The following is a 24,651-nucleotide window of genomic DNA, read 5'->3' on the forward strand; positions in this document are numbered from 1 at the left end:
GTAGTGGCGACGAGACGGTCGTCTCACGCGACTGCGGAAGGATCACCCGGACGGGAACCGTGCCCCGAAAAAGCCCCTCCGGCACTTGAGGGGCGGGGTCCGGGGCAGAGCCCCGCGACGGCGCCCCCGCAAGAGGGGAACCGCCGCGGAATCCGGCTCAGCACAGCGCAGCGATCACGCCTCTTCGTCGTTGACCCACGACATCAGCTTGCGCAGCTCCTTGCCCGTGGTCTCCAGCAGGTGCTCGGAGTCCTGGGTCTTGTACTCGTTGTACTTCTTCAGACCGCCGTGGTACTCGTCCATCCACGCCTGGGCGAAGGTGCCGTCCTGGATCTCGGCGAGGACCTTCTTCATCTCGGCCTTGGTGGCGTCCGTGATGATCCGCGGGCCGGTGACGTAGTCGCCCCACTCGGCGGTCTCGGAGATCGACCAGCGCATCTTCTCCAGGCCGCCCTCGTACATGAGGTCGACGATGAGCTTCAGCTCGTGCAGGCACTCGAAGTACGCGATCTCCGGCTGGTAGCCCGCCTCGGTCAGCGTCTCGAAACCGGCCTTGACCAGCGCGGCCGTACCACCGCAGAGAACGGCCTGCTCACCGAACAGGTCGGTCTCGGTCTCCTCGGTGAAGGTCGTCTTGATGACGCCGGCGCGGGTACCGCCGATGCCCTTGGCGTACGACAGGGCCAGCGCGAAGGCGTTGCCCGTGGCGTCCTGCTCGACGGCGGCGATACACGGAACGCCGCGGCCCTCCTCGTACTGGCGGCGGACCAGGTGGCCCGGGCCCTTGGGGGCGACCATGCAGACGTCGACGCCGGCCGGGGGCTTGATGAAGCCGAAGCGGATGTTCAGGCCGTGGCCGAAGAACAGCGCGTCGCCGTCCTTCAGGTTGTCCTTGATGTGCTCCTCGTAGACCTGGGCCTGGATCGGGTCCGGGACGAGGATCATGATGACGTCGGCCTCGGCGGCGGCCTCCGCCGGGGTCACCACGCGCAGGCCCTGCTCCTCGGCCTTCGCCTTGGACTTGGAGCCCTCGTGCAGACCCACGCGGACGTCGACACCCGAGTCGCGCAGGGACAGCGCGTGGGCGTGGCCCTGGCTGCCGTAGCCGATGACCGCGACCTTGCGGCCCTGGATGATGGACAGGTCGGCGTCAGCGTCGTAGAACAGCTCGGCCACTTTGGGTTCTCTCCTTGAGTGCAGGTGTTGCGTCCCACCGTATGACGGCGGGGGGAATGAAAGTCCTCGGGTCTCGGCATACGGGCGGCCGACTGTCGACGGCCGCCCGTTTCGAGTGTCAGGCCGACCGGTCCAGGGCGCGCAGCGAGCGGTCCGTGATCGAACGGGCACCGCGGCCGATCGCGATCGTGCCGGACTGGACCAGCTCCTTGATGCCGAACGGCTCCAGCATCTTGAGCATCGCGGACAGTTTGTCGCTGGAGCCGGTGGCCTCGATGGTGACGGCCTCCGGGGAGACGTCGACCGTCTTGGCGCGGAACAGCTGGACGATCTCGACGATCTGGGAGCGCGTCTCGTTGTCGGCGCGCACCTTCACCAGAACGAGTTCCCGCTGAACAGCGGAGCCCGGCTCCAGCTCGACGATCTTCAGGACGTTGACGAGCTTGTTGAGCTGCTTCGTCACCTGCTCCAGCGGCAGTTCCTCGATCACGTTCACCACGATGGTGATGCGGGAGATCTCGGGGTGCTCGGTGACACCGACCGCGAGGGAGTCGATGTTGAAGCCGCGACGGGAGAACAGGGCGGCGATCCGGGCCAGGATGCCCGGGGTGTTCTCCACCAGGACGGAGAGCGTGTGCTTGGACATGTCTGAAGGGTCTCTCTCGCTCAGTCGTCTTCGTTGTCGCCGAAGTCGGGGCGGACGTCCCGGGCGGCCATGATCGTGTCGTTCGAGGTGCCGGCGGCGACCATCGGCCACACCATCGCGTCCTCGTGGACGACGAAGTCGACGACGACCGGGCGGTCGTTGATCGAGTTCGCCTCCTCGATGACCTTGTCGAGGTCGTCCGGGGACTCGCAGCGGATCGCGTGGCAGCCCATGGCCTCCGACAGCTTCACGAAGTCGGGGACGCGGGTGCCGCGGGCGTTCGGATTGACGTCGTCCGGGCCGCTGTGCAGGACGGTGTTGGAGTAGCGCTGGTTGTAGAACAGGGTCTGCCACTGGCGGACCATCCCGAGGGCGCCGTTGTTGATGATGGCGACCTTGATCGGGATGTTGTTCAGGGCGCAGGTGGTGAGCTCCTGGTTGGTCATCTGGAAGCAGCCGTCGCCGTCGATCGCCCAGACGGTCTGCGCCGGAGCTCCGGCCTTGGCGCCCATGGCGGCCGGGACCGCGTAGCCCATCGTTCCGGCGCCGCCGGAGTTCAGCCAGGTGGCGGGCTTCTCGTACTGGATGAAGTGGGCGGCCCACATCTGGTGCTGGCCGACGCCCGCCGTGAAGATCGTGCCCTCGGGGGCGAGTTGTCCGATGCGCTCGATGACCTGCTGCGGGGAGAGCGAGCCGTCGGCCGGCTGGTCGTAGCCGAGCGGGTAGGTCTCGCGCCAGCGGTTGAGGTCCTTCCACCAGGCGGTGTAGTCCCCCTGTCCGCCCTCGCTGTGCTCCTTCTGGACGGCCTGGATCAGGTCGGCGATGACCTCGCGGGCGTCACCGACGATCGGCACGTCGGCGGCGCGGTTCTTGCCGATCTCCGCCGGGTCGATGTCCGCGTGGACGATCTTGGCGTGCGGGGCGAAGCTGTCCAGCTTGCCGGTGACGCGGTCGTCGAAGCGGGCGCCGAGGGCGACGATCAGGTCGGCCTTCTGCAGTCCGGTGACGGCGGCCACGGAGCCGTGCATGCCGGGCATGCCCAGGTGCTGCGGGTGGCTGTCGGGGAACGCGCCGAGCGCCATCAGGGTGGTGGTGACGGGCGCGCCGGTCAGCTCGGCGAGCACCTTCAGCTCAGCCGTGGCGTGGGCCTTCAGGACGCCGCCACCGACGTAGAGGACGGGCCGCTTGGCGGCGGTGATCAGCTTGGCGGCCTCGCGGATCTGCTTGGCGTGCGGCTTGGTGACGGGCCGGTAGCCGGGCAGGTCCATCGTCGGCGGCCAGCTGAAGGTGGTCTTCGCCTGCAGGATGTCCTTGGGGATGTCGACCAGGACCGGTCCCGGGCGGCCGGTGGAGGCGATGTGGAACGCCTGCGCGATCGCCCGGGGGATGTCCTCCGCCTTGGTGACCAGGAAGCTGTGCTTGGTGATCGGCATGGTGATGCCGACGATGTCCGCCTCCTGGAAGGCGTCCGTACCGATGGCCTTGGACACGACCTGCCCGGTGATCGCGACCAGCGGCACGGAGTCCATGTGCGCGTCCGCGATCGGGGTGACCAGGTTGGTGGCGCCCGGCCCGGACGTCGCCATGCACACCCCGACCTTGCCGGTGGCCTGCGCGTAACCGGTGGCCGCGTGGCCGGCGCCCTGCTCGTGGCGGACCAGCACATGACGCACCCGCTTGGAGTCCATCATCGGGTCGTACGCCGGCAGGATGGTGCCGCCGGGGATGCCGAATACCGTGTCGGCCCCGACCTCCTCAAGAGAGCGGATGAGGGACTGCGCACCCGTGACGTGCTCGACGGGGGTGGACTGTCCTCCGGATCGGGGCCGCGGCTGCGGATGGTGGGCCCCGGTGGCCTGCTCGGTCATCGGCATTCTCTTCTCGATGCTGAGGGTGTTTTGCGAGGTTCGTGCGGTGTTCGGCTGGCGTTCGACTGGTGCCCGTGCAACAAAAAACCCCTCGTGCCATGAGGCAAGCGAGGGGAGCGCGCCGGATACGGTCGCTGGGGATTCCGGATCGTCGTTCCGGTGGGTCCCAGCTTCAGCCGACGCGCTGTCCAAGTACGAGGATTCGGGTGCGCATGGCACAGACCCTCCCCCCGGCGCGCACCGCATGTCAAGCGGGTGGGACGGGAGTCTCATTATGTGAGCGAAGGGCACTTCCGCCTCCGTAGACAGCGGGCACACCACTTGTGTACACCCCTGCCCCACCGCCCGCGAACGCGGGTTCCGCGGGCCCGCTGGGCACCGGGTAGTGCCCGAAGGACAGGGCCCGGCGCAGCCGGTACTCGTCCAGCGGTCCGGAGAAGGCGGCGCCCTGACCATGGGTGCAGCCCATCGCGCGCAGGGCGACGACCTGCTCGGGCAGGTCCACCCCGTCGGCCACGGACTGGAGCCCCAGGTCGTTGGCGATGCGCAGCAGCCCGCTGGTGATCTTGTTCAGCCGCGAGGATTCCACGACCCCCTCGACCAGGCCCCGGTCCAGTTTCAGGACGTCGACGGGAAGCCGGCGCAGCGCCGTGATGGCCGCGTGGCCGCTGCCGAAGCCGTCCAGGGCGATCTGGACACCGAGGCGCCTCAGGTGGTTCAGCCGGCGCTCCAGGTCGTCCATAGGACCCTTCAACTGGGTGTCGGACAGCTCGACGATCAGCGAGCCGGAGGGAAGTCCGTGGCGGGTCAGGAGCGTCTCCACGGAGTTGGGGGGCAGCGAGCGGTCCAGCAGGCGCCGGGCGCTCATCCGCACGGACACCGGTACGTTCATGCCGTTGGTGAGCCGGTCGGCAGCCTGCTCGACGGCCTGCTCCAGCATCCAGCGGCCCAGTTCGGCGGTCTTGTCGCTGTCCTCGGAGACCCGCAGGAACTCGGCAGGTGTGAACAGCACCCCCTGGGACGAGCGCCATCGGGCAGCCGTCGCGACCGATGAGATCCGGCCGGTCTCCAGCTCCACCACGGGCTGGTTCAGCAGCATGAACTCGCCGTCGTGCAGCGCGGCCCGCAGCCGGGTGGCCAGCTCGGCCTTGCGTACGACGTCCTGCTGCATCTGTGGCTTGTACAGCTCGACGCGGCCCTTGCCGGACGCCTTGGCCCGGTACATGGCGAGGTCGGCGTTGCGCAGCAGCTCGCCCGCGCCGAGACCGGGCTCGGCGAAGGAGACCCCGATGGAGGCGGCCACCCGGACATCGTTGCCGTCGATGGTGTACGGCTGCGAGAGGGTGATCCTGAGCCGGTCGGCGAGCTCGAAGATGTGCTGCTCGCGGGCGGCGCGGTCGCGGGAGCCGTCCCCGACGATGAGGGCCGCGAACTCGTCGCCGCCGAGGCGGGAGGCGGTGTCCCCCTGCCGGACGGCGTCCTGGAGCCTGCGGGCGGCCTGGACGAGCAGCTCGTCCCCGGCCTGGTGCCCGATGGTGTCGTTGACGGCCTTGAAGCCGTCGAGGTCGATGAAGAGGACCGCCGTGTTGCGCAGGGCGATGCCGCGGTCGGAGGAGCGGCGGCCGGAGAGCGCCTGCTGGACGCGCTTGGTGAACAGGGCGCGGTTGGGCAGGTCGGTGAGCGGGTCGTGCTCGGCGTTGTGCTGCAGCTGGGCCTGCAGGCGCACTCTTTCGGTCACGTCCCGGCTGTTGAAGATGAGGCCGCCGTGGTGACGGTTGACCGTGGACTCCACGTTCAGCCAGCCTCCCCCACTCCCGGCTTCGCTCGAGCGGGAGGTGCCCCCACCGCCGGCCTTGAAGCGGCACTCGATGCGGGTGGTGGGCTCCTCGGCGGGGTCGGCGGCGAGGAAGCGGCGCACCTCGTGGACGACGCAGCCGAGGTCCTCGGGGTGGATGATCGAGGCCAGCTCCTTGCCGACGAGATCCTCCGCGGGACGTCCGTAGACCCCGGCGGCGGCCGGGCTGACGTAGCGGAGGATGCCGTTCGGGGCGGCGATCATGATGACGTCGCTCGAGCCCTGCACCAGGGAGCGGAAGTGGTTCTCCTTCTGGGCCAGTTCCTGGGTGAGGGTGATGTTGTCGAGGAGCATGATGCCCTGGCGCACGACGAGGGCGAGCACGACGGTGCAGGCGGTGATGAGCACCACGCGGTCGACGCTGCTGCCGTTGAGGACGTTGTAGAGGATGCCCAGGGTGCAGACGGCGGCGGCCAGATACGGAGTGAGCGCGGCCAGGGATCCGGCGATGGGGCGGTTGGCCGGATACCGACTGTGACCTCCGCCCTGGAGGAGCACGTGCACATGTCCTCCCTGTGGACCGTCGTGCCGGTGGCCCGGATGGACGTCGTGGCGGTGTCCCGACTGCGCGTCGTGGCGCTGGCCCGGGATGTGTTCGTGCACCACGCGCGCGTGCCCGCCCTCGTCCGTCTGTCCGTGCCGCTGGCCTGCCCAGGGGGCGTAGGCGAGGAGCAGGGAGCCCGCGAACCAGCCGGCGTCGAGGAGCTGGCCCGAGCGGTAGCTGGCGTGCAGCAGGGGCGAGGTGAACAGGGCGTCGCACATCACCGTGAGCGCGAGGGCGCCGATCGCGGTGTTGACCGCGGAGCGGTGCATCGAGGAGCGCCGGAAGTGCAGCGCGAGCACCATGCTGACCAGGGCGATGTCGAGCAGCGGATAGGCCAGCGAGAGCGCGGTGTGCGCGGTGTTGGAGTCTTCGAGCTGGGCGTTCTGCGCGAGCGCGAGGCTCCAGGAGAGGGTGACCAGGGAGCCGCCGATGAGCCAGGAGTCCAGCGCCAGGCAGACCCAGCCGGCCTTGGTCACGGGCCTCTTGGCGAGCACCAGCAGGCCGACGATGGCGGGGGGCGCGAAGCAGAGGAAGAACAGGTCCGCGTAGCTCGGCTCGGGCACGGGCCGCTCCAGGACGACCTCGTACCACCCCCAGACGCCGTTGCCCAGCGCCGCCATGGCGGACGACAGGGCGAACAGCAGCCAGGCGGGCCGAAAGCGGCTGCGGCGGCTGCGCGCGTAGCGGAAGCAGGAGACGGCGGCCGCGCCGGCGGCGGCGCTGAGCCCGAAGTCACCCATGACGAGGGCGACTTGCTCATTGCCCCAGCTGAACGCGGCACCGACGGCGTAGGCCGCGCAGAGCAGGGCGAGGACGAGCTGGGCCCGCAGGGTCGCGCCACCGCGCTCGGGTGAGGGCCCGCCGTGGGGCAGCGGCCCGGGCAGTGGCTCGGCCGACCGGAGCATGGGGCTCAGCGTGGAGGAGGACTGGCGGGGGCTCACCGGGTCTCCCCGGTGAACGCCGCTCCCGTGTCCCGCTGGTCCCGGTGCGTGGGGTGGGTGTGCTTTCTGTGGCTGCTGTGCCTGCGGTGCTGGCCGTGACCGCCGCGGTCGCCCTGACTCCCCTGCGGGTGCCTCCGCGTCGCAGCTCGCCAGGGCCGCCGTCGGCGACTCCGCCGCGTCGGATCGTTCGTCCATAGGCCGTGCATCGCCCGTCGCCCCCCTCGCTGTCTCAAGTCCCGTCCCCGGCGCCGACGGTGCGCGGCGCAGCCCCTGTCGGGACGATACACCAGTCTCGTCACTCAGGGACATAGCTTCTCTACGCTAAGTGACCACCTGCGGCAACACGAGCACGGTCCGCTTCCGAAGGAATGCGGAGGGTGCCCGAAGTGGATTACGCGTCGTCCGTCTCGCCTGTCGTAAGGACCACGTTGCGCAGTGGCTCCCGGTTCACGAATCGCCCCAACTGGTCCACCAACAGCCTTTTGGCACGCGGCAGGAAGGCCGACGTGGGGCCGCCGACATGGGGGCTGATGAGCACCCCGGGCGCGCGCCAGAGCGGGTGCCCCGGCGGCAGCGGCTCGGGGTCGGTGACATCGAGCGCCGCGGTGATGCGCCCGCTGTCGAGTTCCGCGAGCAGTGCCTTGGTGTCGACGACGCCTCCGCGGGCAACATTCACCAGGAGGGCACCGTCCTTCATACGGGCCAGGAAATCGGCGTTGACCAGGCCTTTCGTCTGTTCCGTGAGGGGAGTGGAGAGGATCACGACATCGGCCTGCGGCAGCAGGGCGGACAGTTCGGTGAGCGGGTGCACCGGGCCGCGCGCCGTGGTGCGCTCGGAGCGCGCGACGCGCGCCACCCGCGCCACCTCGAAGGGCACGAGCCTGTCCTCGATGGCGGCGCCGATCGCGCCGTAGCCGACGATCAGGACGGTCCGGTCGGCGAGCGCGGGACGGAACGCGCCCTGCCAGCGCTCCTGTTGCTGGGCCCGTACGAAGTCGGGGATGCCGCGCAGCGAGGCGAGGGTCAGGGTGAGCGCGAGTTCGGCCGTACTCGCCTCGTGCACGCCACGCGCGTTGCACAGCTGGACACCGGGGGCGACCGCGGACAGCCGGGCGAGGACGTCGTCCACGCCTGCCGTGAGCGTCTGGATCACCCGCAGGTTCCGCATGTGCTCCAGCGGGTTCACCTTCACCGGCCAGCGCTTCATATAGGGCACCACGTACAGGACGCAGTCCTCGGGGTCGCCCGGATACGGCTGCGTGCCGTCCTCACCCCCGTCCCAGAAGAGGTAGTTGGGGCCCTGCGGGAGCCCCTCGATCTCGTCCGGCGGGATGGGGAGCCACACATCGGCGGTCACATCCGCGGTCGGGTCGGCAGTCACGTCAGCAGTCATGCTCCGGAGGCTATGTCAGGTACCTGGTACGGCAGAGGTTAGGTTGGGGGGCCAGGAGAGGGAGGGTCACGACCAGGTGGACCGCAGGACGATCGGCGCGGCGACGCTCGAGGTGGGGGCCGTCGGACTCGGGTGCATGCCGATGAGCTGGGCGTACACCGGGTCGCGGCAACGGGGCGACGAGTCGATGCGGACGGTGCACCGGGCGCTCGACCTCGGCACGACACTGCTGGACACGGCCGACATGTACGGCCCGTTCACCAACGAACTGCTGGTGGGCCGGGTGCTGAAGGAGCGACGCTCGGAGGCCTTCGTCTCCACCAAGGTGGGTCTGCTGGTGGGCGAGCAGCACATCGTGGCCAACGGCCGCCCCGGCTATGTGAAACGTGCCTGCGACGCCTCGCTGCGTCGGCTCCAGACCGACGTCATCGACCTCTACCAGCTCCACCGGGCGGACCCCGAGGTCCCCGTCGAGGAGACGTGGGGCGCGATGGCGGAACTCGTACAGGCCGGAAAGGTACGGGCGTTGGGTCTGTGCGCGGTGGGCGCGCGGGCGGGCCGCCGGCCGGGCGCGGGCATGTACGACACCACGATCCGCCAGCTCCAGCGGGTCCAGCAGGTGTTCCCGGTGAGCGCGGTCCAGGCGGAGCTGTCGGTCTGGTCGCGGGACGCCCTGGACTCCCTCCTCCCCTGGTGCGTGGCCCGCGGCATCGGCTTCCTCGCCGCCATGCCCCTGGGGAATGGTTTCCTCACCGGCACCCTGACGCCCGGCGGGGGCTTCGAGCCCGACGACCTCCGCGCCCGTCACCCTCGCTTCACCGCCGACATGATGGCCGCCAACCAGCCCCTCGTCGTCGGCCTCCGCCGCGTCGCGGCCCGTCACGGGGCCGACGTGACCCCGGCGCAGGTCGCCCTCGCCTGGGTGCTGTCCCTGGGTTCCCACGTGGTGCCGGTGCCGGGCACGAAGCAGGCACGGTGGGTGACGGAGAACGCGGCGGCCCACGCGCTGCGTCTGACGGCCGCGGATCTGGCGGAGGTGGCGGCCCTTCCTCCCGCCCGGGGATCCTGGGACTGAGGCGTCGCCCGCCAGCCGGAAAATCCTCTTGATCGGGCGGAGGTGGAACCTGTGGGGCACTCGCGGTGTAAGACAAGTAGAAGCTCCACGTCGAAGGGATCGTGATGGTGCAACGTCGAGTGGTGACGGCCGCGTTGGCCGCAGCCGTGCTCCTGGTGACGACCGGCTGTTCCTCGGACGACGGAGAGCAACCGGACGCGGCCGGTGGCTCACCCCCGAGCAGCAGCAGCGCGGCGGCGTCCCCGTCGGAGCGGGCGGCGGACGCGGCGCCCCCCGACAAGGGCTCGGTGAAGGTGGTCCGCACCGTCGCCGAGGACCTCGACACGCCCTGGGGGCTCGCCGCCCTTCCCGAGGGCGGCCTCCTCGTGTCCTCCCGTGACGAGGCCACGATCAGCAGAATCGACGAGGAGAGCGGCAAGAAGACCGAGCTCGGCGAGGTCCCCGGCGTCGCCCCGGCCGGCGAGGGCGGCCTCATGGGCATCGCCGTCTCCCCGGATTACGCCTCCGACCACATGATCTACGCGTACTTCACCTCGGAGTCCGACAACAGGATCGTGCGGATGCTGTACGACCCCGAGAAGCCCGCCGGCCAGCAGCTCGGCGCCCCCGACATCATCCTCCGCGCCATCCCCAAGGGCACGAACCACAACGGCGGGCGGCTCGCCTTCGGCCCCGACCAGATGCTCTACGCGAGCACCGGCGAGCGGTACGAGGGCCCTCTGGCCCAGGACAAGAACTCCCTCGGCGGCAAGATCCTCCGCATGACCCCGGACGGCCGGCCCGCCCCGGGCAACCCCTTCGACAACTCCGTCGTGTACTCGTACGGCCACCGCAACGTCCAGGGCCTCGCCTGGGACAGCAAGCAGCGCCTGTGGGCCTCGGAGTTCGGCCAGAACACCTGGGACGAGCTGAACCACATCCAGCCCGGCGGGAACTACGGCTGGCCGGACGTCGAAGGCAAGGGCGACAAGTCCGGCTACATCGACCCGGTGGCCGTGTGGGGTACGGACGAGGCCTCCCCCAGCGGTATCGCCATAGCGGAGGGCTCCGTCTGGATGGCAGGCCTCCGGGGCCAGCGCCTCTGGCGCATCCCCCTGGACGGCACCAAGGCCTCCGCCGACCCGCAAGCCTTCCTGGAGGGCGACTACGGCCGCCTCCGTACGGTCCTCTCCGCCGGCGGCGACAAGCTCTGGCTGGTGACCAGCGAGACGGACGGCCGCGGCTCCCCGGAGGGCGGCGACGACAAGATCCTGGAGCTGGAGGTGAAGTAGACCGCCAGCTGCTCCTCGGCGCTCCGCCCTGCCGTCAGCCCGCTGCCAGCCGCTCCCCGGCCCCCGTCGGAAACAGCCCCAGCCGATGGGCCACCGCCGCCGCCTCGCCGCGGCCCGAGACACCGAGCTTGGCGAGGATGTTGGAGACATGGACGCTGGCCGTCTTGGGGGAGATGAAGAGTTCCTCGGCTATCTGGCGGTTGGTGCGGCCGGCGGCCACCAGACGGAGGACGTCGTGTTCGCGGCCGGTGAGGCCGAGCGCGGCGACGGGGTCGGCGGGGGTGAGGGCGGGCTCGGGGCCGCGCCTCAAGGTCAGGCGGGCACGGCGGGCCAGGAGGGCGACCTCGTCGGCGAGCGGACGGGCGCCCAGGTGGTCGGCGACGGCGGCGGCCAGCCGCAGCAGTTCCGTCGCGCGGTCCCGGGCCTCGTCGTCGGCGCCGTCGGCCAGCAGCGCCTCGGCGAGGCGGTGCCGGACGCGGGCGAGGTCGTAGGGCCGTTCCAGGGGCTCGAAGGCGGTGACGACGTCGGACCAGGTGTCCGGGTCGGATACGCCTTCGGCGCGCTGGAGTTCGGCGCGCACCCACTGTTCGTGGGCGAGCCAGATCGGTGCGCCGGTGGTGAGTTTCCTGACCGCGGTGAAGATCCGGTCGAGGACCTCGGCGCGGCCGGGCCCGGTGGCCGGCAGGACGCGGGCGTCGGCCTCGGCGGTCGCGGCGGTGAGCAGCAGGGGCCAGGCGTAGCGCTGGGTGCCGACGGGGAAGCCGGTGTCGAGGACGCGGGCGAGTTCGGTGCGGGCGTCGGGGAGGCGGCCCTCGGTGGCGGCGACGCCGATGGCGAGGGCCGACAGCGGCAGGTTGTTCTGGGGCATGGGGTTGTGGCTGCCGTAGTGGCCGTGGGCGATGGCGACTTGTCGGCGAGCCTCGGGGGTGTCGCCGCGGGCGACGGCGACGGCGGAGCAGATGAGACTGCTGAGGCCACGCGGCTTGTGGCTGGAGCCGACGATCTGGGCCTTCTCCACGGCCTCCAGGGCCTCGTCCCAGCGGCCCAGGGAGAGCAGGGACTCGGCGAGGTTGCCCCAGACCCAGGCCTCGGACTCCAACAGGCCCATGCGTCCGGTGACTTCGATGCCTTCCCTCAGCAGGCGCACAGCGTCCTGGGAGCGTCCGATGCCCTCCAGGCAGGACGGGACGTTCACATAGGCGCGGCCCAGGACGGCGGCGGGGTGGCCGCGTTCGAGGGTGCGGCGGCGGACCTCCTCCATCTCCGCGATGCCCGTCTCGACGTCACCGGCGTCGACCATCAGTCCGCCGAGAGTGAGGCGCGCGTTCAGTTCGATGTCCTCGGCGCCCACCATGTGCGCGTACTCGACGGCGCGCTGGGCGTCGGAGAGCGCGTCGGGGCCGGGGGCGTGGAGCATGGACCAGCAGGCGACGCGGGACAGTACCTCGGCGTGCACCTCCGAGGGCGGCAGACCGCGCACCAGGTCCTGGGCGGTGGCGAGTTCCTTCCAGCCGTCGCCCCGGGCCAGCCCCTCGGTCAGCATCGACCGCTGCACCCAGAACCAGGCGGCGCGCAGCGGGTCGTCCCCGTCCGCGAGCAGGTCCAGCGCCCGCCGGGTGATCCGCATGGCCCGCTCCCGCTCCCCGCACAGTCGTCCGGCGACGGCGGCCTCGGCCATGAGGTCGAGGTAGCGCAGGGGGGTGGTGGCGGGGTCGCAGCCGCAGGGAGGGTAGACCTCGGTGTAGTCGATGGGGCGCAGTGCGGCGCGTACGGCGTCGGGGGCGGCCTCCCACAGCTCCATCGCCCGCTCCAGGAGCCGTAGTTGCTCGGCGTGGGCGTGCCGGGCGCGGGCCTCGGCGGAGGCGTCGAGGACGGCGGGCAGGGCCTTGGCGGCGTCGTGGGCGTGATACCAGTAGCTGGCCAGGCGGGTGGCGCGGCCGTCGGCCGGGACGAGCGTGGGGTCGGCCTCCAGGACCTCGGCGTAGCGGCGGTTGAGGCGGGAGCGTTCGCCGGGCAGCAGGTCGTCGCTGACGGCCTCGCGGACCAGGGAGTGGCGGAAGCGGTAGCCGTCGCCGCCGGGTGCGGCGAGCAGGATGTTGGCGCCGACGGCGGCGCGCAGGGCTTCGATGAGGTCGTCCTCGGGCAGCCGGGCCACGGCCGCGAGCAGGGCGTACTCCACGGTGGAGCCGCCCTCGGCGACGATGCGGGCGACCCGCTGGGCGTCCTCGGGGAGACGTTCGACGCGGACGAGGAGCAGGTCGCGCAGGGAGTCGGTGAGGCCGACGCAGCCGCCGTCGTGGGCGGCGACGGCGAGTTCCTCGACGAAGAAGGCGTTGCCGTCGGAGCGTTCGAAGATCTCGTCGGCGTGCTCCGGTTCGGGTTCGGCGGCGAGGATGCCGGCGAGTTGGTGGCCGACCTCGGCGCGGTTGAAGCGGGGCAGTTCGATGCGGCGGACCGTGCGGAGGCGGTCGAGTTCGGCGAGGAGGGGGCGCAGCGGGTGGCGGCGATGGATGTCGTCGGAGCGGTAGGTGGCGAGGACGACGAGGCGGCCGGTGCGCAGGGTGCGCAGGAGGTAGGAGAGGAGGTGGCGGGTGGAGGCGTCGGCCCAGTGCAGATCCTCCAGGGCGAGGACGATGGTGCGGTCGGCGGCGAGGCGTTCCAGGAGGCGGGCGGTGAGTTCGAAGAGGCGGGCCGTGCCCTCCTCGTCGTGCCGTGCGCGGGGGGTCTCGCCGAACTCGGGCAGCAGCCGGGCCAGTTCCTGTTCCTGACCGGCGGCAGCGGCGGTCAGCTCGTCCGGCAGCCGGCGGTGCAGGGCGCGCAGCGCGGTGGAGAAGGGCGCGAAGGGCAGTCCGTCGGCGCCGATCTCGACGCAGCCGCCGAGCGCGACGACCGCGCCCGCGCGCACGGCCTCCGCGGCGAACTCCTCGACCAGGCGGGTCTTCCCCACCCCGGCCTCACCGCCGAGCAGCAGCGCCTGTGGCCCGCCCCCGTCTCCCCCGCTTCCCGCCGCCCGTGCGGCGCCCCCACCGGCCGCGCGGGCCAACGCCTCGCGCAACACCTCCAGTTCGCCGGCACGACCGACGAACACCGGACTGACGGACCTGGTCTCCACGTCGCCGAGCATCGCACGAGGCGCGGACACTCCGGCACCGATTATCGGCGGCTGCCCGGCCGCCGAGCTGTCGTTCACCAGGCCTCCACGTCTCCATGCCGGGCTTCCGCGTCAGAGCTCGGGGGTTCGGTTGTCGGGCGAGTGCGGGTGCGTGGGGGCTGATCGCGCAGTTCCCCGCGCCCCTAAAGGCGAAAAGCACGGGGCGCAGCCTCTGCTTTTCAGGGGCGCGGGGAACTGCGTGGGCAACCACACTCCTCCCGCACTCGCCCAAGAACGCCCACACCCCACAGTCATGCGGCGCGTAGGAACCGGAGCCGACGTGGGCGTTCGCGGGGCACCCTGCCCTCCTCGTCGCGCTCTTCGCGGCGGGCGCGGCGTACCTCGCGTACCTGGCGGTACTGCTCCGCCTCGCGGATCAGCTCTGCGGAACGGATCTGCTGGAGCTCGTACTCGAACATCTCGTACCCCTCGTGAAGAGTCGGTCTCGGCTCGCTTGTTGCGATGCCTCAACCTTCGTCTCCAAGGCGGGGCCGCCACATCGGGAGAGTTCCGCATCTTGAACGGATGAGGGGCCTTAGTTCCGTCGTAGGTATCCCTACGACGGAACTAAGGCCCCTCAGATGCCATCCTGGCTGGGCGGACGTCAGGTACTGGGCAGTACCAGCAGGATGTCGGTGTACTTCAGGACGGCCAGCACCAGCCCGATGAAGCCGACCGAGACACCGGCCCAGGCGACGGACTTGATCCACGGCGTCTGCACCTGGTCGGGGTCACCGAACGCGGGTCGCACCAGCACGGCGACGCCTACGAGCAGTGCGAGCAGCGCGAAGACGCCGCCCCACAGCGCGCTGGCCTGCCAGGCGTCACCGTAGACGGCCTGGAGCTGCGTGGCGACGGTCGCGTTGGTCGCGGCCTGCATCTCCAGCTGGCCGGTGATCTCCTCGCGTGCGGAGGCCACCGTGCCGACCCAGCCGCCGGTCAGCGAGACGAGGCCCAGCACGACGGACACGATGCCGGCGGCACCCTGTCCGACTCCGGGCGACGCCTTCGCGGCGGTGGGCGGGAACTCGTCGTCGAACTCTCCGGCTTCCTCGGAGTCGTCGGCGGAGGTCTGCCCCTCGGCTTCCGTCGCGGCTTCCTCCTTCGCCACGTCCTCCTTGGTGACGTTCACCGCCTCGTCGTCGTTCTTGGCCTCGGCGCCCGTGTCGGCCCCGGTCTCGTCAGCTGTCTTGGTTCCCATACCTCGCACCGTACGAATGTTGTCTGAGAGGTTTCTTAATGATCGCTGTGAGCGCTGCGGGCGCGTGCCGCTCGCCATTCGGGCGCCAGGACGGACCATATCTCCAAGTCGTGCCGGACACCTCGGTGGGGATATCTCTCCCGCTGCACACCGTCCCTGACCATGCCGAGCCGTCGGGCCACGTCCAGGCTCGGCGTGTTGCCGGAGGCGGCGATCCACTCGACCCGGTGGATGGCGCGGACGTCGACGGCCCAGTCGATCAGGATCCGCATCGCGCGCGTGACCAGGCCCCGTCCGGTGCCGGCGGGTTCCAGCCAGCAGCCGACCTCGCAGTTGGCGTGCTCCGCGTCGAAGTTGAGGAAGAGGACCCCGCCGACGAGCTTGCCGTCGAGCCAGATGCCATGCAGGGAGCCGGTGTCGGCGGCGCGCATGTCGGCGTACCGCTGGAGGACGGCACGCGCGGACACGACGTCCGTGGCGGTCTGGCCGAAGGGGACGTACTGGTTGATGAAGTCCCGCCCCCGCTCCAGGTGTGCGAGGAACTCCTCGGCGTGCCAGGGCTCCAGGGGCCGCAGTTCGGCTCCGTCGTCACCCAGGGATATCGCGTACATCCGGCTGTCGCTCCTTCGCCCGTACGTCCGTCGCGTCGGCGTCCCGCGCCGGTATGCCCTCGGCGTCCCCCGCCAGTACGTCCGCCGCCTCGGCGTCCGTCGCGGCGGCCAGCCTCTCATGGGCGGCGCGGGCCTCGGGCGGTTCGATGCTGATGCGGGGCAGCCGGCGGTCGAGCCAGCGGGGCAGCCACCAGTTGGCGCCGCCGAGCAGGTGCATCAGGGCGGGGACGAGGAGCGTGCGGAGGACGAAGGCGTCGAGGGCGACGGCGGCGGCGAGGGCGATGCCGAACATGGCGATCACGCGGTCGCCGCTGAGCACGAAGGCGAGGAAGACGGAGATCATGATGACCGCGGCGGAGTTGATCACCCGGCTGGTCTCGGCCAGGCCGACGCGGACCGCGCGCCGGTTGTCGCCGGTCTCCAGCCACTCCTCGTACATCCGGCTGACCAGGAAGACCTGGTAGTCCATGGAGAGCCCGAAGAGGACCGAGACCATGATCACGGGGAGGAAGGGCTCGATCGGCCCGGCCCGGCCGAGGCCCAGCAGTTCGCTCCCCCAGCCCCACTGGAAGATCGCGACGACCACGCCGAACGCGGCGGCCACGGCGGCCACGTTCATCGCGGCGGCCTTGAGCGGGATCCCGATCGACCGGAAGGCGAGCAGGAGCAGCAGACAGCCGAGGCCGATGACGACACCCACGAACAGCGGCAGCTTGCCGACGATCACGTCCGCGAAATCGTCGTAACCGGCGGTCACCCCACCGACGTGCAGATCGAGCGAGGTACCGGTCTCGGTGCGCGGCAGCACCTCGTCGCGCAGCCGTTCGACCAGGTCGCTGGTCTTCGCGGACTGCGGGGAGGAGTCCGGTACGACGGTGAGGTACGCGGCGTCGCGGTCGGTGTCGTACGTCACCGGGGTCACCGCCGAGACGCCCTCGGTGGCCCTCAGCGCGGTGTCGAGGTTGTCGAGCGCGAGCTGGTCGGCGGCGCCGTCCACCTTGGTGACGAGGGTGAGCGGGCCGTTGACGCCGGGCCCGAAACCGTCGGCGAGGAGGTCGTACGCCTGGCGGGTGGTCGTCGTCTCGGGGTCGTTGCCCTGGTCGGAGGTGCCCAGGCGCAGTCCGAGCATGGGCAGGGCGAGCAGGGTCATGACGACGAGGGCGATCGCGCCGAGCTTCTTGGGGTGCCGTTCGACGAACGCGGACCAGCGGGCGGCGAACCCCGTGGGCAGTTCGGGCTCGGGGCCGTGCTCGGCCAGATGGCGGCGCTCGCGGCGGCTCAGCGCCCGCATGCCGATCAACGACAGCAGGGCCGGCAGCAGCGTGACGGAGGCGGCGACGGTGAGGACCACGGTGAGCGAGGCGGCGATCGCGACCCCGTTGAGGAAACCGAGCCGCAGGATCAGCATCCCGAGCAGGGCTATGCAGACCGTGGCACCCGCGAAGACGACGGCCCGCCCGGTGGTCGCGACCGCGTTCCGCGCCGCCTCCTCGACGGACAGCCCCCGCTTCAGCCCCTTGCGGTGCCGGGTCACGATGAACAGCGCGTAGTCGATGCCGACGCCGAGGCCGATCAGGGTGCCGAGCATGGGCGCGAAGTCGGCGACCGTCATGGCGTGCCCGAGCAGGGTGATCCCCGCGTAGGCGGTGCCGACACTGACCAGGGCGGTCGCGATCGGCAGCAGGCTGGCGGCGAGCGAGCCGAACGCCAGGAAGAGCACGACGGCGGCGACGAGCACGCCGACGATCTCGGCGAGGTGCCCGCCGGAGGTCTCGGTGAGTCCGATCGAGGTGCCGCCCAGCTCCACCTGGAGCCCGTCGCCCTCGGCGTCCTTCGCGGTGTCGACGACGGCCTCGGCCTGCGCCTTGTCCACGTCCTCGGCCGGCTCGTCGAAGGTGACGGTGGCGTACGCCGTACGGCCGTCCTCGCTGATCCGGCCGCCGTCGGCGCCGTCGTACGGGTCGGTCACGGCGGCGACGCCCGGCAGCTCGGCGATCTCGTCGAGGGTCCGGGTCATCGTCTGCTCGACGGCGGCGGCCCGTACGGACCCGTCGCCCGTATGCCAGACGACGGTGGCGTTGTCACCGCCGATGCCGGGGAAGCCGTCGTTCAGGAGGTCGGTGGCGCGGCTGGACTCTGTTCCGGGGGTCTTGTAGTCGTTCGAGTACGCGGCTCCCGCGACGGCGGCCCCGGCGGCCGTGCCGGCGAAGGCGAGGAGCCACAGAAGTACGGCGACGAGACGGTGCCGGACGCACCAGCGCGCGAGGGCTGCCACGGAATCGCACTCCTGGGGGGGATGTTTTGTGGATCTTTGACCGTGTACAGCCGCATATGGAACTGAACAGCATGCAAAGAACGCATGAGCAATGCTTGGTAACTGTTGCACCCTGAAGTGATCGTTTGGCTCCTTTGAGGGTCTCCTCACACGGGATGGGAGCCAACTCACAGGACAGTTCGCGGCACTCTGTCGCCCTGCGTCCCCCTCATGGACACGCCTGAGGGCGGCCCGTCGCCGTGCTGGGCCGCCCTCAGGGATACGCAGTCGATCAGCCGGTCGTTCAGCCCTCGCCGACGCCCAGCTTCTCCAGGATCAGCTCCTTGACGCGGGCCGCGTCCGCCTGACCGCGCGTGGCCTTCATGACCGCGCCGACCAGGGCACCGGCCGCGGCCACCTTGCCGCCGCGGATCTTGTCCGCGATGGCCGGGTTGCCGGCGATCGCCTCCTCGACGGCCGTCGTCAGGGCGCCCTCGTCGGAGACGACCTTCAGACCGCGCTTGTCGACGACCTCGTCCGGGGTGCCTTCGCCCGCGAGGACGCCTTCGATGACCTGACGCGCCAGCTTGTCGTTCAGGTCACCCTTCGCCACCAGCTCGGTGACCCGGGCGACCTGCTCCGGCGTGATCGCCAGCTCGTCAAGCGACGTGCCGGACTCGTTGGCGCTGCGGGCCAGCTCGCCCATCCACCACTTGCGGGCGGAGGCGGCGTCCGCCCCGGCCTCGATCGTGGCGACGATCGGCTCCAGCGCACCGGCGTTCAGGATGGCCTGCATGTCGGTGCCGCTGATGCCCCACTCCTCGCGGAGCCGGTTGCGGCGGACCAGCGGCAGCTCGGGCAGCCCGGCACGGATCTCCTCGACCCACTCGCGCGAGGGGGCCACCGGCACCAGGTCCGGCTCGGGGAAGTACCGGTAGTCCTCGGCCTCCTCCTTCACACGGCCCGAGGTCGTGGACCCCGTGTCCTCATGGAAGTGCCGGGTCTCCTGGATGATCGTCCCGCCACTGTCGAGGACGGCCGCGTGCCGCTGGATCTCGAAGCGGGCCGCGCGCTCCACGGAGCGCAGCGAGTTCACGTTCTTCGTCTCCGAACGCGTGCCGAACTTCTCGCGGCCGTGCGGGCGCAGCGACAGGTTGACGTCGCAGCGCATCTGGCCCATCTCCATACGGGCTTCCGAGACGCCGAGCGCCTTGATGAGCTCGCGCAGCTCACGGACGTACGCCTTGGCGACCTCGGGAGCGCGCTCGCCCGCACCCTCGATCGGCTTGGTGACGATCTCGATGAGCGGGATGCCCGCGCGGTTGTAGTCGAGCAGGGAGTGCGAGGCGCCGTGGATACGGCCCGTCGCGCCACCGACGTGCGTCGACTTGCCGGTGTCCTCCTCCATGTGGGCGCGCTCGATCTCCACGCGGAAGGTCTCGCCGTCCTCCAGCTGTACGTCGAGGTAGCCGTTGAAGGCGATCGGCTCGTCGTACTGGGAGGTCTGGAAGTTCTTCGGCATGTCCGGATAGAAGTAGTTCTTCCGGGCGAAACGGCACCACTCGGCGATCTCGCAGTTCAGCGCGAGACCGATCTTGATCGCGGACTCGACGCCGATCGCGTTGACGACCGGGAGGGCGCCGGGCAGGCCGAGGCAGGTGGGGCAGGTCTGCGTGTTGGCGCCCTGCCCGAGCTCGGTCGAACAGCCGCAGAACATCTTGGTCTTGGTGCCGAGTTCGACATGGACCTCAAGGCCCATGACGGGGTCGTACGACGCCAGCGCGTCCTCGTACGACACCAGGTCGGTCGTGGTGGTCACGGTGGAAACTTCCCTCTCAGCCCAGCAGGACGTCGTCGTCGCCCAGCCGCTTCAGTTCGCGGTACAGGATGGCGAGACCGGTGACGATGCCGACGGCGGCCACGGACGCGTCGATCAGTCGCAGCGTGTCCTGCTCCGCGCGGGCCTTCTTGATCCGCTTGGCGATGCCCCACGCGCCGAACGCGGTGGTGGCGATGGACACGTACGTACCGGACTTGGACTTCTGGAAGTCCTTGGCCTTGGACAGTGCGTTGCTCACAGCGACGGAGCCTCCTCGAGAAGCGGGTGCCCCCACTTTTCCACGAAGGCGGCCTCGACGGCGGCGCCGACCTTGTAAAGACGGTCGTCCTTCAGTGCCGGGGCGATGATCTGGAGCCCGACCGGCAGCCCGTCCTCCGGCGCGAGGCCGCAGGGCAGGGACATCGCGGCGTTGCCCGCGAGGTTGGTCGGGATGGTGCAGAGGTCCGCCAGGTACATCGCCATCGGGTCGTCGGCGCGCTCGCCGATCGGGAAGGCGGTGGTCGGCGTCGTCGGCGAGACGATGACGTCGACCTTCTCGAACGACTTCTCGAAGTCGCGCGTGATGAGCGTACGGACCTTCTGGGCGCTGCCGTAGTACGCGTCGTAGTAGCCGGAGCTGAGCGCGTACGTGCCGAGCATGATGCGGCGCTTCACCTCGGGACCGAAGCCCGCCTCACGGGTGAGGGAGGTGACGTCCTCGGCGGAGCGGGTGCCGTCGTCGCCGGTGCGCAGGCCGTAGCGCAGCCCGTCGAAGCGGGCGAGGTTCGACGAACACTCGCTCGGTGCGATCAGGTAGTACGCGGCCAGCGCCAGGTCGAACGACGGGCAGTCCAGCTCGACGATCTCGGCGCCCAGCTCCTTCAGGAGCGCGACCGACTCGTCGAACCGCTGGAGCACACCGGCCTGGTAGCCCTCACCGCGGAACTGCTTGACGACACCGACGCGCATCCCGGCGACACTGCCGTTGCGGGCGGCCTCGACGACCGGCGGGACCGGGGCGTCGATGGACGTGGAGTCGAGCGGGTCGTGCCCGGCGATGACCTCGTGGAGGAGCGCCGCGTCCAGGACCGTACGGGCGCAGGGGCCGCCCTGGTCGAGGCTGCTGCTGAACGCCACCATGCCGTAGCGGGAGACCGCGCCGTACGTCGGCTTGACGCCCACCGTGCCGGTGACGGCGGCCGGCTGGCGGATGGAACCGCCGGTGTCGGTGCCGATGGCGAGGGGCGCCTGGTAGGAGGCGAGCGAGGCGGAGGAACCGCCGCCGGAGCCGCCCGGGATCCGGGTGAGGTCCCACGGGTTGCCGGTCGGGCCGTACGCGCTGTTCTCGGTGGAGGACCCCATGGCGAACTCGTCCATGTTGGTCTTGCCGAGGATGACGACGTCGGCGTCCTTCAGCTTCTTGGTGACGGTGGCGTCGTACGGCGGGATCCAGCCCTCCAGGATCTTCGACCCCACGGTGGTCGGAACCCCGACCGTGGTGAAGATGTCCTTGAGCGCGAGCGGGACACCGGCGAGCGGCCCGAGCTTCTCGCCCTTGGCCTTCTTCTCGTCGACGGCACGGGCCTGGGCGAGGGCGCCCTCGCGGTCGACGTGGAGGAAGGCGTGCACCTTCTCGTCGACGGCCTCGATCCGGGCCAGGTGGGCCTCGGTGACCTCTACGGCGGTGAGTTCACCGGACGCGATCTTCGCGGCGATCTCCGCCGCGGTGAGCTTGATGATGCTGTCGGTCATGACGTGATCAGTCCTCCCCCAGGATCTGCGGCACCTTGAAACGCTGCTGCTCCTGGGCCGGGGCGGCGGAAAGCGCCTGCTCGGGGGTGAGCGACGGACGGACCTCGTCCGCGCGCATGACGTTCGTCAGCGGCAGCGGGTGCGAGGTCGGAGGTACGTCTTGGTCGGCGACCTCGCTGACGCGGGCGACCGCGCCGATGATGTCGTCCAGCTGGCCTGCGAAGTGTTCGAGCTCTTCGGGCTTCAGCTCCAGACGCGCCAGCCGGGCGAGGTGGGCGACCTCCTCGCGCGTAATGCCAGGCATGCAGCGATCCTCTGGGGTGAGTGTGTGTGGTTTGGCGCCAATCCTATGGGGCGCGCGCCGCTCGCTGCGCCGCCGGGCCGGGCGCCTCATGGCTCGGGACGCCTGTGATCGGGCGACTGCGGGTGATTCGTGGTTGCTCGCGCACTTCCCCGCGCCCCTGAAAAGCCGTGGCTGCGCCCCGTGCTTCTTCTTTCAGGGGCGCGGGGAACTGCGCGACCAGCCCCCACCCACCCGCAGCCGAAAAACGCACGCGACGGGGGTCGAAGGGGCGCAGCCCCTGGGGATGGGACGGGTAGGGGCGGCGGGGGCGAGGAAACTACTCGTCGGCCGTCGCCGCAGGCAACGCCGCAGCCGGCCGCTGCCACCCCCGTGACCCCCGCGCCCGCAGCCACGCCGTGGTCTCCTCCGGCGGCATAGCGGCAGCGACCAGCCACCCCTGCACCGCATCACACCCCAGATCCCGCAACCGCTCCCACGTCTCGTCGTCCTCGACCCCCTCCGCGACGACGAGCAGCCCGAGCGAATGCGCGAGATCGACCGTGCAGCGCACGATCTCCGCGTCCTCGTTGTCGATCGCCAGCCGAGCCACGAACGACCGGTCGATCTTCAGCTCGCTCACCGGCAGCCGCCGCAGATGCACGAGCGACGAATATCCCGTCCCGAAGTCGTCGAGCGACATCTTCACCCCGTGCCCGGTCAGCCCGGCAAGGGTGTCCGCGGCCCGCTGGGGGTCTTCGAGCAGCACATGCTCGGTTATCTCCAACTGCAACGCCCCGGCGGGCACCCCATGGCGGGCGAGCCGCGCGGCCACCGCCCCGGCGAAGCCGGGCGTATGCACATCGCGCGGGGACACGTTCACGGCGACCGGGACGTGCAGTCCCTGCGCCCGCCACCGCGCCACCTGACCGAGCGCCGTCTCCAGCACGTACTCCGTCAGATGCGGCATCAGCCCGGACGACTCGGCGATCGCTATGAACTCGTCCGGCGGCACCTTCCCCCGCTCGGGATGCACCCACCGCACCAGCGCCTCGAGGCCCGCGACCTGCCCGTCGAAGCGGACCTTCGGCTGGTAGTGCAGCTCGACCTCCTGCGCGTCCAGCGCACGCCGCAGATCGCCGAGGAGACCGAGCCGGTCCGGTGTGTTCGAGTCCCGCTTGGACTCGTAGACCTCGACGCCCGTCCGGTCCACCTTCGCCTGGTACATCGCCACGTCCGCGCGCCGCAGCAGCCCCTCCGCGTCGAGCGCGTGGTCGGGGAAGACGGCGAGCCCGGCGCTGGCCTCCAGGACGAGGGTGAGCCCGTCGAGGTCGAGCGGTGAGCCGAGCGCGGCGACGAGATTGCGGGCGACGCGCGAAGCGGACGTCGTGGAGTCGGCGACGGGCAGCAGTACGGCGAACTCGTCACCGCCGAGCCGTGCGGCCTCCGCTCCGCGCGGCAGGGCGACCCGCAGCCGATCCGCTATCTGCAACAGCAGTCGGTCGCCCGCGAGATGCCCGAGCGTGTCATTGACAGACCTGAAGCGGTCGAGGTCGATCAGCATCAGTGCCGACCTCGCCCCGATGCGTTCGGCGTCGTCCAGGGCGGTCCAGGTCCGTTCCAGCAGCCACTGCCGGTTCGGCAGTCCGGTGAGCGGGTCGCGCAGCTGCTCCTCGGCCCGGGCGCGGGCTATCCACAGGGTGGAGTCCAGCGCGATGAGGGGGATCGCGAAGAGCGGCAGCAGCAGGGGCTGGGCGGTGGCGACGACACAGACGAGCGGCGCGATGCCGAGCAGCGCGACGGCGACGAGCCCCTGTCTGACCAGGGCCGTACGCGCGACGGTGGGGAGACCGCCGCGCGGCGCGGCCAGATACCAGAGCAGGGCGCGGCTGACCACGAGATAGGCGATGGCGACCAGCGCCACCTGGGGCGCCGAATAGAGGTTCCAGTACTCCGGGTCCCAGGGCCGCTCCACCGAGGGGACCCGGCCGAAGACCCTCAGAACGAGCGCGGCGGCGCCGATGCCGAGGATGTCGACCGCGCCGTGCAGCACGCCCTGCCGCCAGCGGCCCCGGCGGGCGATGCCGACGAGGACGACGACGGTGAGGCTGACCATCCCGGCGGCCACCCAGCCGTACAGCAGCAGGACGGCGAGGGTGAGGGCGGCGCCGGAGCCGGTGCCGCCCCACCAGCGGGCGCGGCCCATGGCGACGAGATGGCCGACGATGATGCCGGTCAGCAGGGCGAGGGACCAGCCGACGGCTCCGGACGGGAAGAGCGCGTGCTGCCCGGCGAACGCCCGGTAGAAGCCGGCGCCCAGGATGGCGCCCGCGAGGCCCACGATCACGGCGGGCAGCGCGGGCCAGGACATGTGCCGCTCGGCGTCGTGCTCCGGCAGTTCGTGTCCGCGGCCCTCACTGAGCGCGCCCGTGAGGGAAGGGGCGCCGCCCGTGCCGACCGCCGTGCCGGCGGTGAGCTGTGCCGGGCCCGGTACGAGGGGTCCGCGTGCGCTCGCGCCCGCACGGCCCGTCGGCCGGCCTGTCCCGACCCTGGAGTCCGCCGTCGTCTCCTGCCCGGGACCCCGCTCTCGGCTTCCCTCGAACGGGCGTCCCCCCATGAGCAGGGAGCGCCCCCGTCGCCAGGCCCCGGACACCCGGCGCAGGCGCAGCCGTGAGTCCGGGGCGACGCTCTCGGTCGGTTCCATTCCCGTCCCTCTCACAGCCGGCGGTGCCCGCGCCACGCGGCCCGTCGCTCCCGACAACCCTCAACGGCGCCGCGTCCGAAAACCCACCACGCGTCCGGGCACGGCAGGCG

Annotated in this window: 17 protein-coding genes; 2 read left to right on the top strand and 15 right to left on the bottom strand. The window is 70.9% G+C overall.

Annotated elements, in window-relative coordinates; all coding sequences use genetic code 11:
• Positions 1–174: 174 nt before the first annotated feature.
• The 5 genes from ilvC to JIX56_RS12785 all read right to left on the bottom strand — a co-directional run bounded on the left by ilvC (position 175) and on the right by JIX56_RS12785 (position 8,423).
• Positions 175–1,176: a ketol-acid reductoisomerase gene (gene ilvC, locus JIX56_RS12765; RefSeq protein ID WP_257540273.1), complete on the bottom strand. Its 1,002-nt coding sequence runs from the start codon at positions 1,174–1,176 to the stop codon at positions 175–177.
• Positions 1,177–1,294: 118 nt separating this feature from the next.
• On the bottom strand, positions 1,295–1,822 hold the full coding sequence (gene ilvN, locus JIX56_RS12770) for an acetolactate synthase small subunit (RefSeq protein ID WP_257540274.1): 528 nt from the start codon (positions 1,820–1,822) through the stop codon (positions 1,295–1,297).
• Positions 1,823–1,842: 20 nt separating this feature from the next.
• The gene (locus JIX56_RS12775; RefSeq protein ID WP_257540276.1) at positions 1,843–3,690 is read right to left on the bottom strand and encodes an acetolactate synthase large subunit; all 1,848 of its coding nucleotides are present in this window, start codon (positions 3,688–3,690) and stop codon (positions 1,843–1,845) included.
• A 247-nt stretch (positions 3,691–3,937) separates the two neighbouring features.
• Entirely contained in the window at positions 3,938–7,030 is a 3,093-nt protein-coding gene (locus JIX56_RS12780; RefSeq protein WP_257540278.1) for a putative bifunctional diguanylate cyclase/phosphodiesterase, read from the bottom strand.
• Between the two features lie 391 nt (positions 7,031–7,421).
• Positions 7,422–8,423, bottom strand: coding sequence for a 2-hydroxyacid dehydrogenase (locus JIX56_RS12785; protein ID WP_257540280.1), 1,002 nt, complete (start codon positions 8,421–8,423; stop codon positions 7,422–7,424).
• Positions 8,424–8,499: 76 nt separating this feature from the next.
• On the opposite strand from JIX56_RS12785, the gene JIX56_RS12790 reads away from it, so the two are divergent.
• Together JIX56_RS12790 and JIX56_RS12795 are read left to right on the top strand one after the other, a co-directional pair.
• Complete coding sequence (locus JIX56_RS12790) at positions 8,500–9,498, top strand: aldo/keto reductase (RefSeq protein WP_257540282.1); 999 nt, start codon at positions 8,500–8,502, stop codon at positions 9,496–9,498.
• A gap of 104 nt (positions 9,499–9,602) precedes the next feature.
• Positions 9,603–10,769 (top strand): PQQ-dependent sugar dehydrogenase, encoded by a 1,167-nt coding sequence (locus tag JIX56_RS12795; RefSeq protein WP_257540284.1) that lies wholly within the window; start codon positions 9,603–9,605, stop codon positions 10,767–10,769.
• 34 nt (positions 10,770–10,803) lie between these two features.
• On the opposite strand, the gene JIX56_RS12800 is transcribed toward JIX56_RS12795, so the two are convergent.
• From JIX56_RS12800 to JIX56_RS12845, 10 genes are all read right to left on the bottom strand, one after another.
• A complete protein-coding gene (locus JIX56_RS12800) occupies positions 10,804–13,893 on the bottom strand; it encodes a helix-turn-helix transcriptional regulator (RefSeq protein ID WP_257550830.1) in 3,090 nt (1,029 codons plus the stop codon).
• A 278-nt stretch (positions 13,894–14,171) separates the two neighbouring features.
• Positions 14,172–14,339 (bottom strand): hypothetical protein, encoded by a 168-nt coding sequence (locus JIX56_RS12805; protein ID WP_257540286.1) that lies wholly within the window; start codon positions 14,337–14,339, stop codon positions 14,172–14,174.
• Between the two features lie 185 nt (positions 14,340–14,524).
• Positions 14,525–15,121 carry a hypothetical protein gene (locus JIX56_RS12810; RefSeq protein ID WP_257540288.1) on the bottom strand — a complete coding sequence of 199 codons (597 nt, stop codon included), beginning with the start codon at positions 15,119–15,121 and terminating at the stop codon, positions 14,525–14,527.
• 35 nt (positions 15,122–15,156) lie between these two features.
• Positions 15,157–15,732, bottom strand: a complete 576-nt coding sequence (locus JIX56_RS12815; protein ID WP_257540290.1) for a GNAT family N-acetyltransferase — start codon at positions 15,730–15,732, stop codon at positions 15,157–15,159.
• The gene (locus JIX56_RS12820) at positions 15,710–18,007 is read right to left on the bottom strand and encodes an MMPL family transporter (RefSeq protein ID WP_257540292.1); all 2,298 of its coding nucleotides are present in this window, start codon (positions 18,005–18,007) and stop codon (positions 15,710–15,712) included. The genes JIX56_RS12815 and JIX56_RS12820 overlap by 23 nt, the downstream gene beginning before the upstream one ends.
• 283 nt (positions 18,008–18,290) lie before the next feature.
• Complete coding sequence (gene gatB / locus JIX56_RS12825) at positions 18,291–19,805, bottom strand: Asp-tRNA(Asn)/Glu-tRNA(Gln) amidotransferase subunit GatB (RefSeq protein WP_257540293.1); 1,515 nt, start codon at positions 19,803–19,805, stop codon at positions 18,291–18,293.
• A gap of 16 nt (positions 19,806–19,821) precedes the next feature.
• Positions 19,822–20,064 carry a hypothetical protein gene (locus JIX56_RS12830; protein WP_257540295.1) on the bottom strand — a complete coding sequence of 81 codons (243 nt, stop codon included), beginning with the start codon at positions 20,062–20,064 and terminating at the stop codon, positions 19,822–19,824.
• Positions 20,061–21,557: an Asp-tRNA(Asn)/Glu-tRNA(Gln) amidotransferase subunit GatA gene (gatA, locus tag JIX56_RS12835; RefSeq protein ID WP_257540297.1), complete on the bottom strand. Its 1,497-nt coding sequence runs from the start codon at positions 21,555–21,557 to the stop codon at positions 20,061–20,063. The genes JIX56_RS12830 and gatA overlap by 4 nt, the downstream gene beginning before the upstream one ends.
• A gap of 7 nt (positions 21,558–21,564) precedes the next feature.
• Positions 21,565–21,861, bottom strand: a complete 297-nt coding sequence (gene gatC / locus JIX56_RS12840) for an Asp-tRNA(Asn)/Glu-tRNA(Gln) amidotransferase subunit GatC (protein WP_005480000.1) — start codon at positions 21,859–21,861, stop codon at positions 21,565–21,567.
• Positions 21,862–22,177: 316 nt separating this feature from the next.
• Positions 22,178–24,541: a putative bifunctional diguanylate cyclase/phosphodiesterase gene (locus JIX56_RS12845; protein ID WP_257540299.1), complete on the bottom strand. Its 2,364-nt coding sequence runs from the start codon at positions 24,539–24,541 to the stop codon at positions 22,178–22,180.
• Between the last annotated feature and the right edge of the window lie 110 nt (positions 24,542–24,651).

The sequence above is a fragment of the Streptomyces sp. CA-210063 genome (genome assembly GCF_024612015.1).
Taxonomy (GTDB): Bacteria; Actinomycetota; Actinomycetes; order Streptomycetales; family Streptomycetaceae; genus Streptomyces.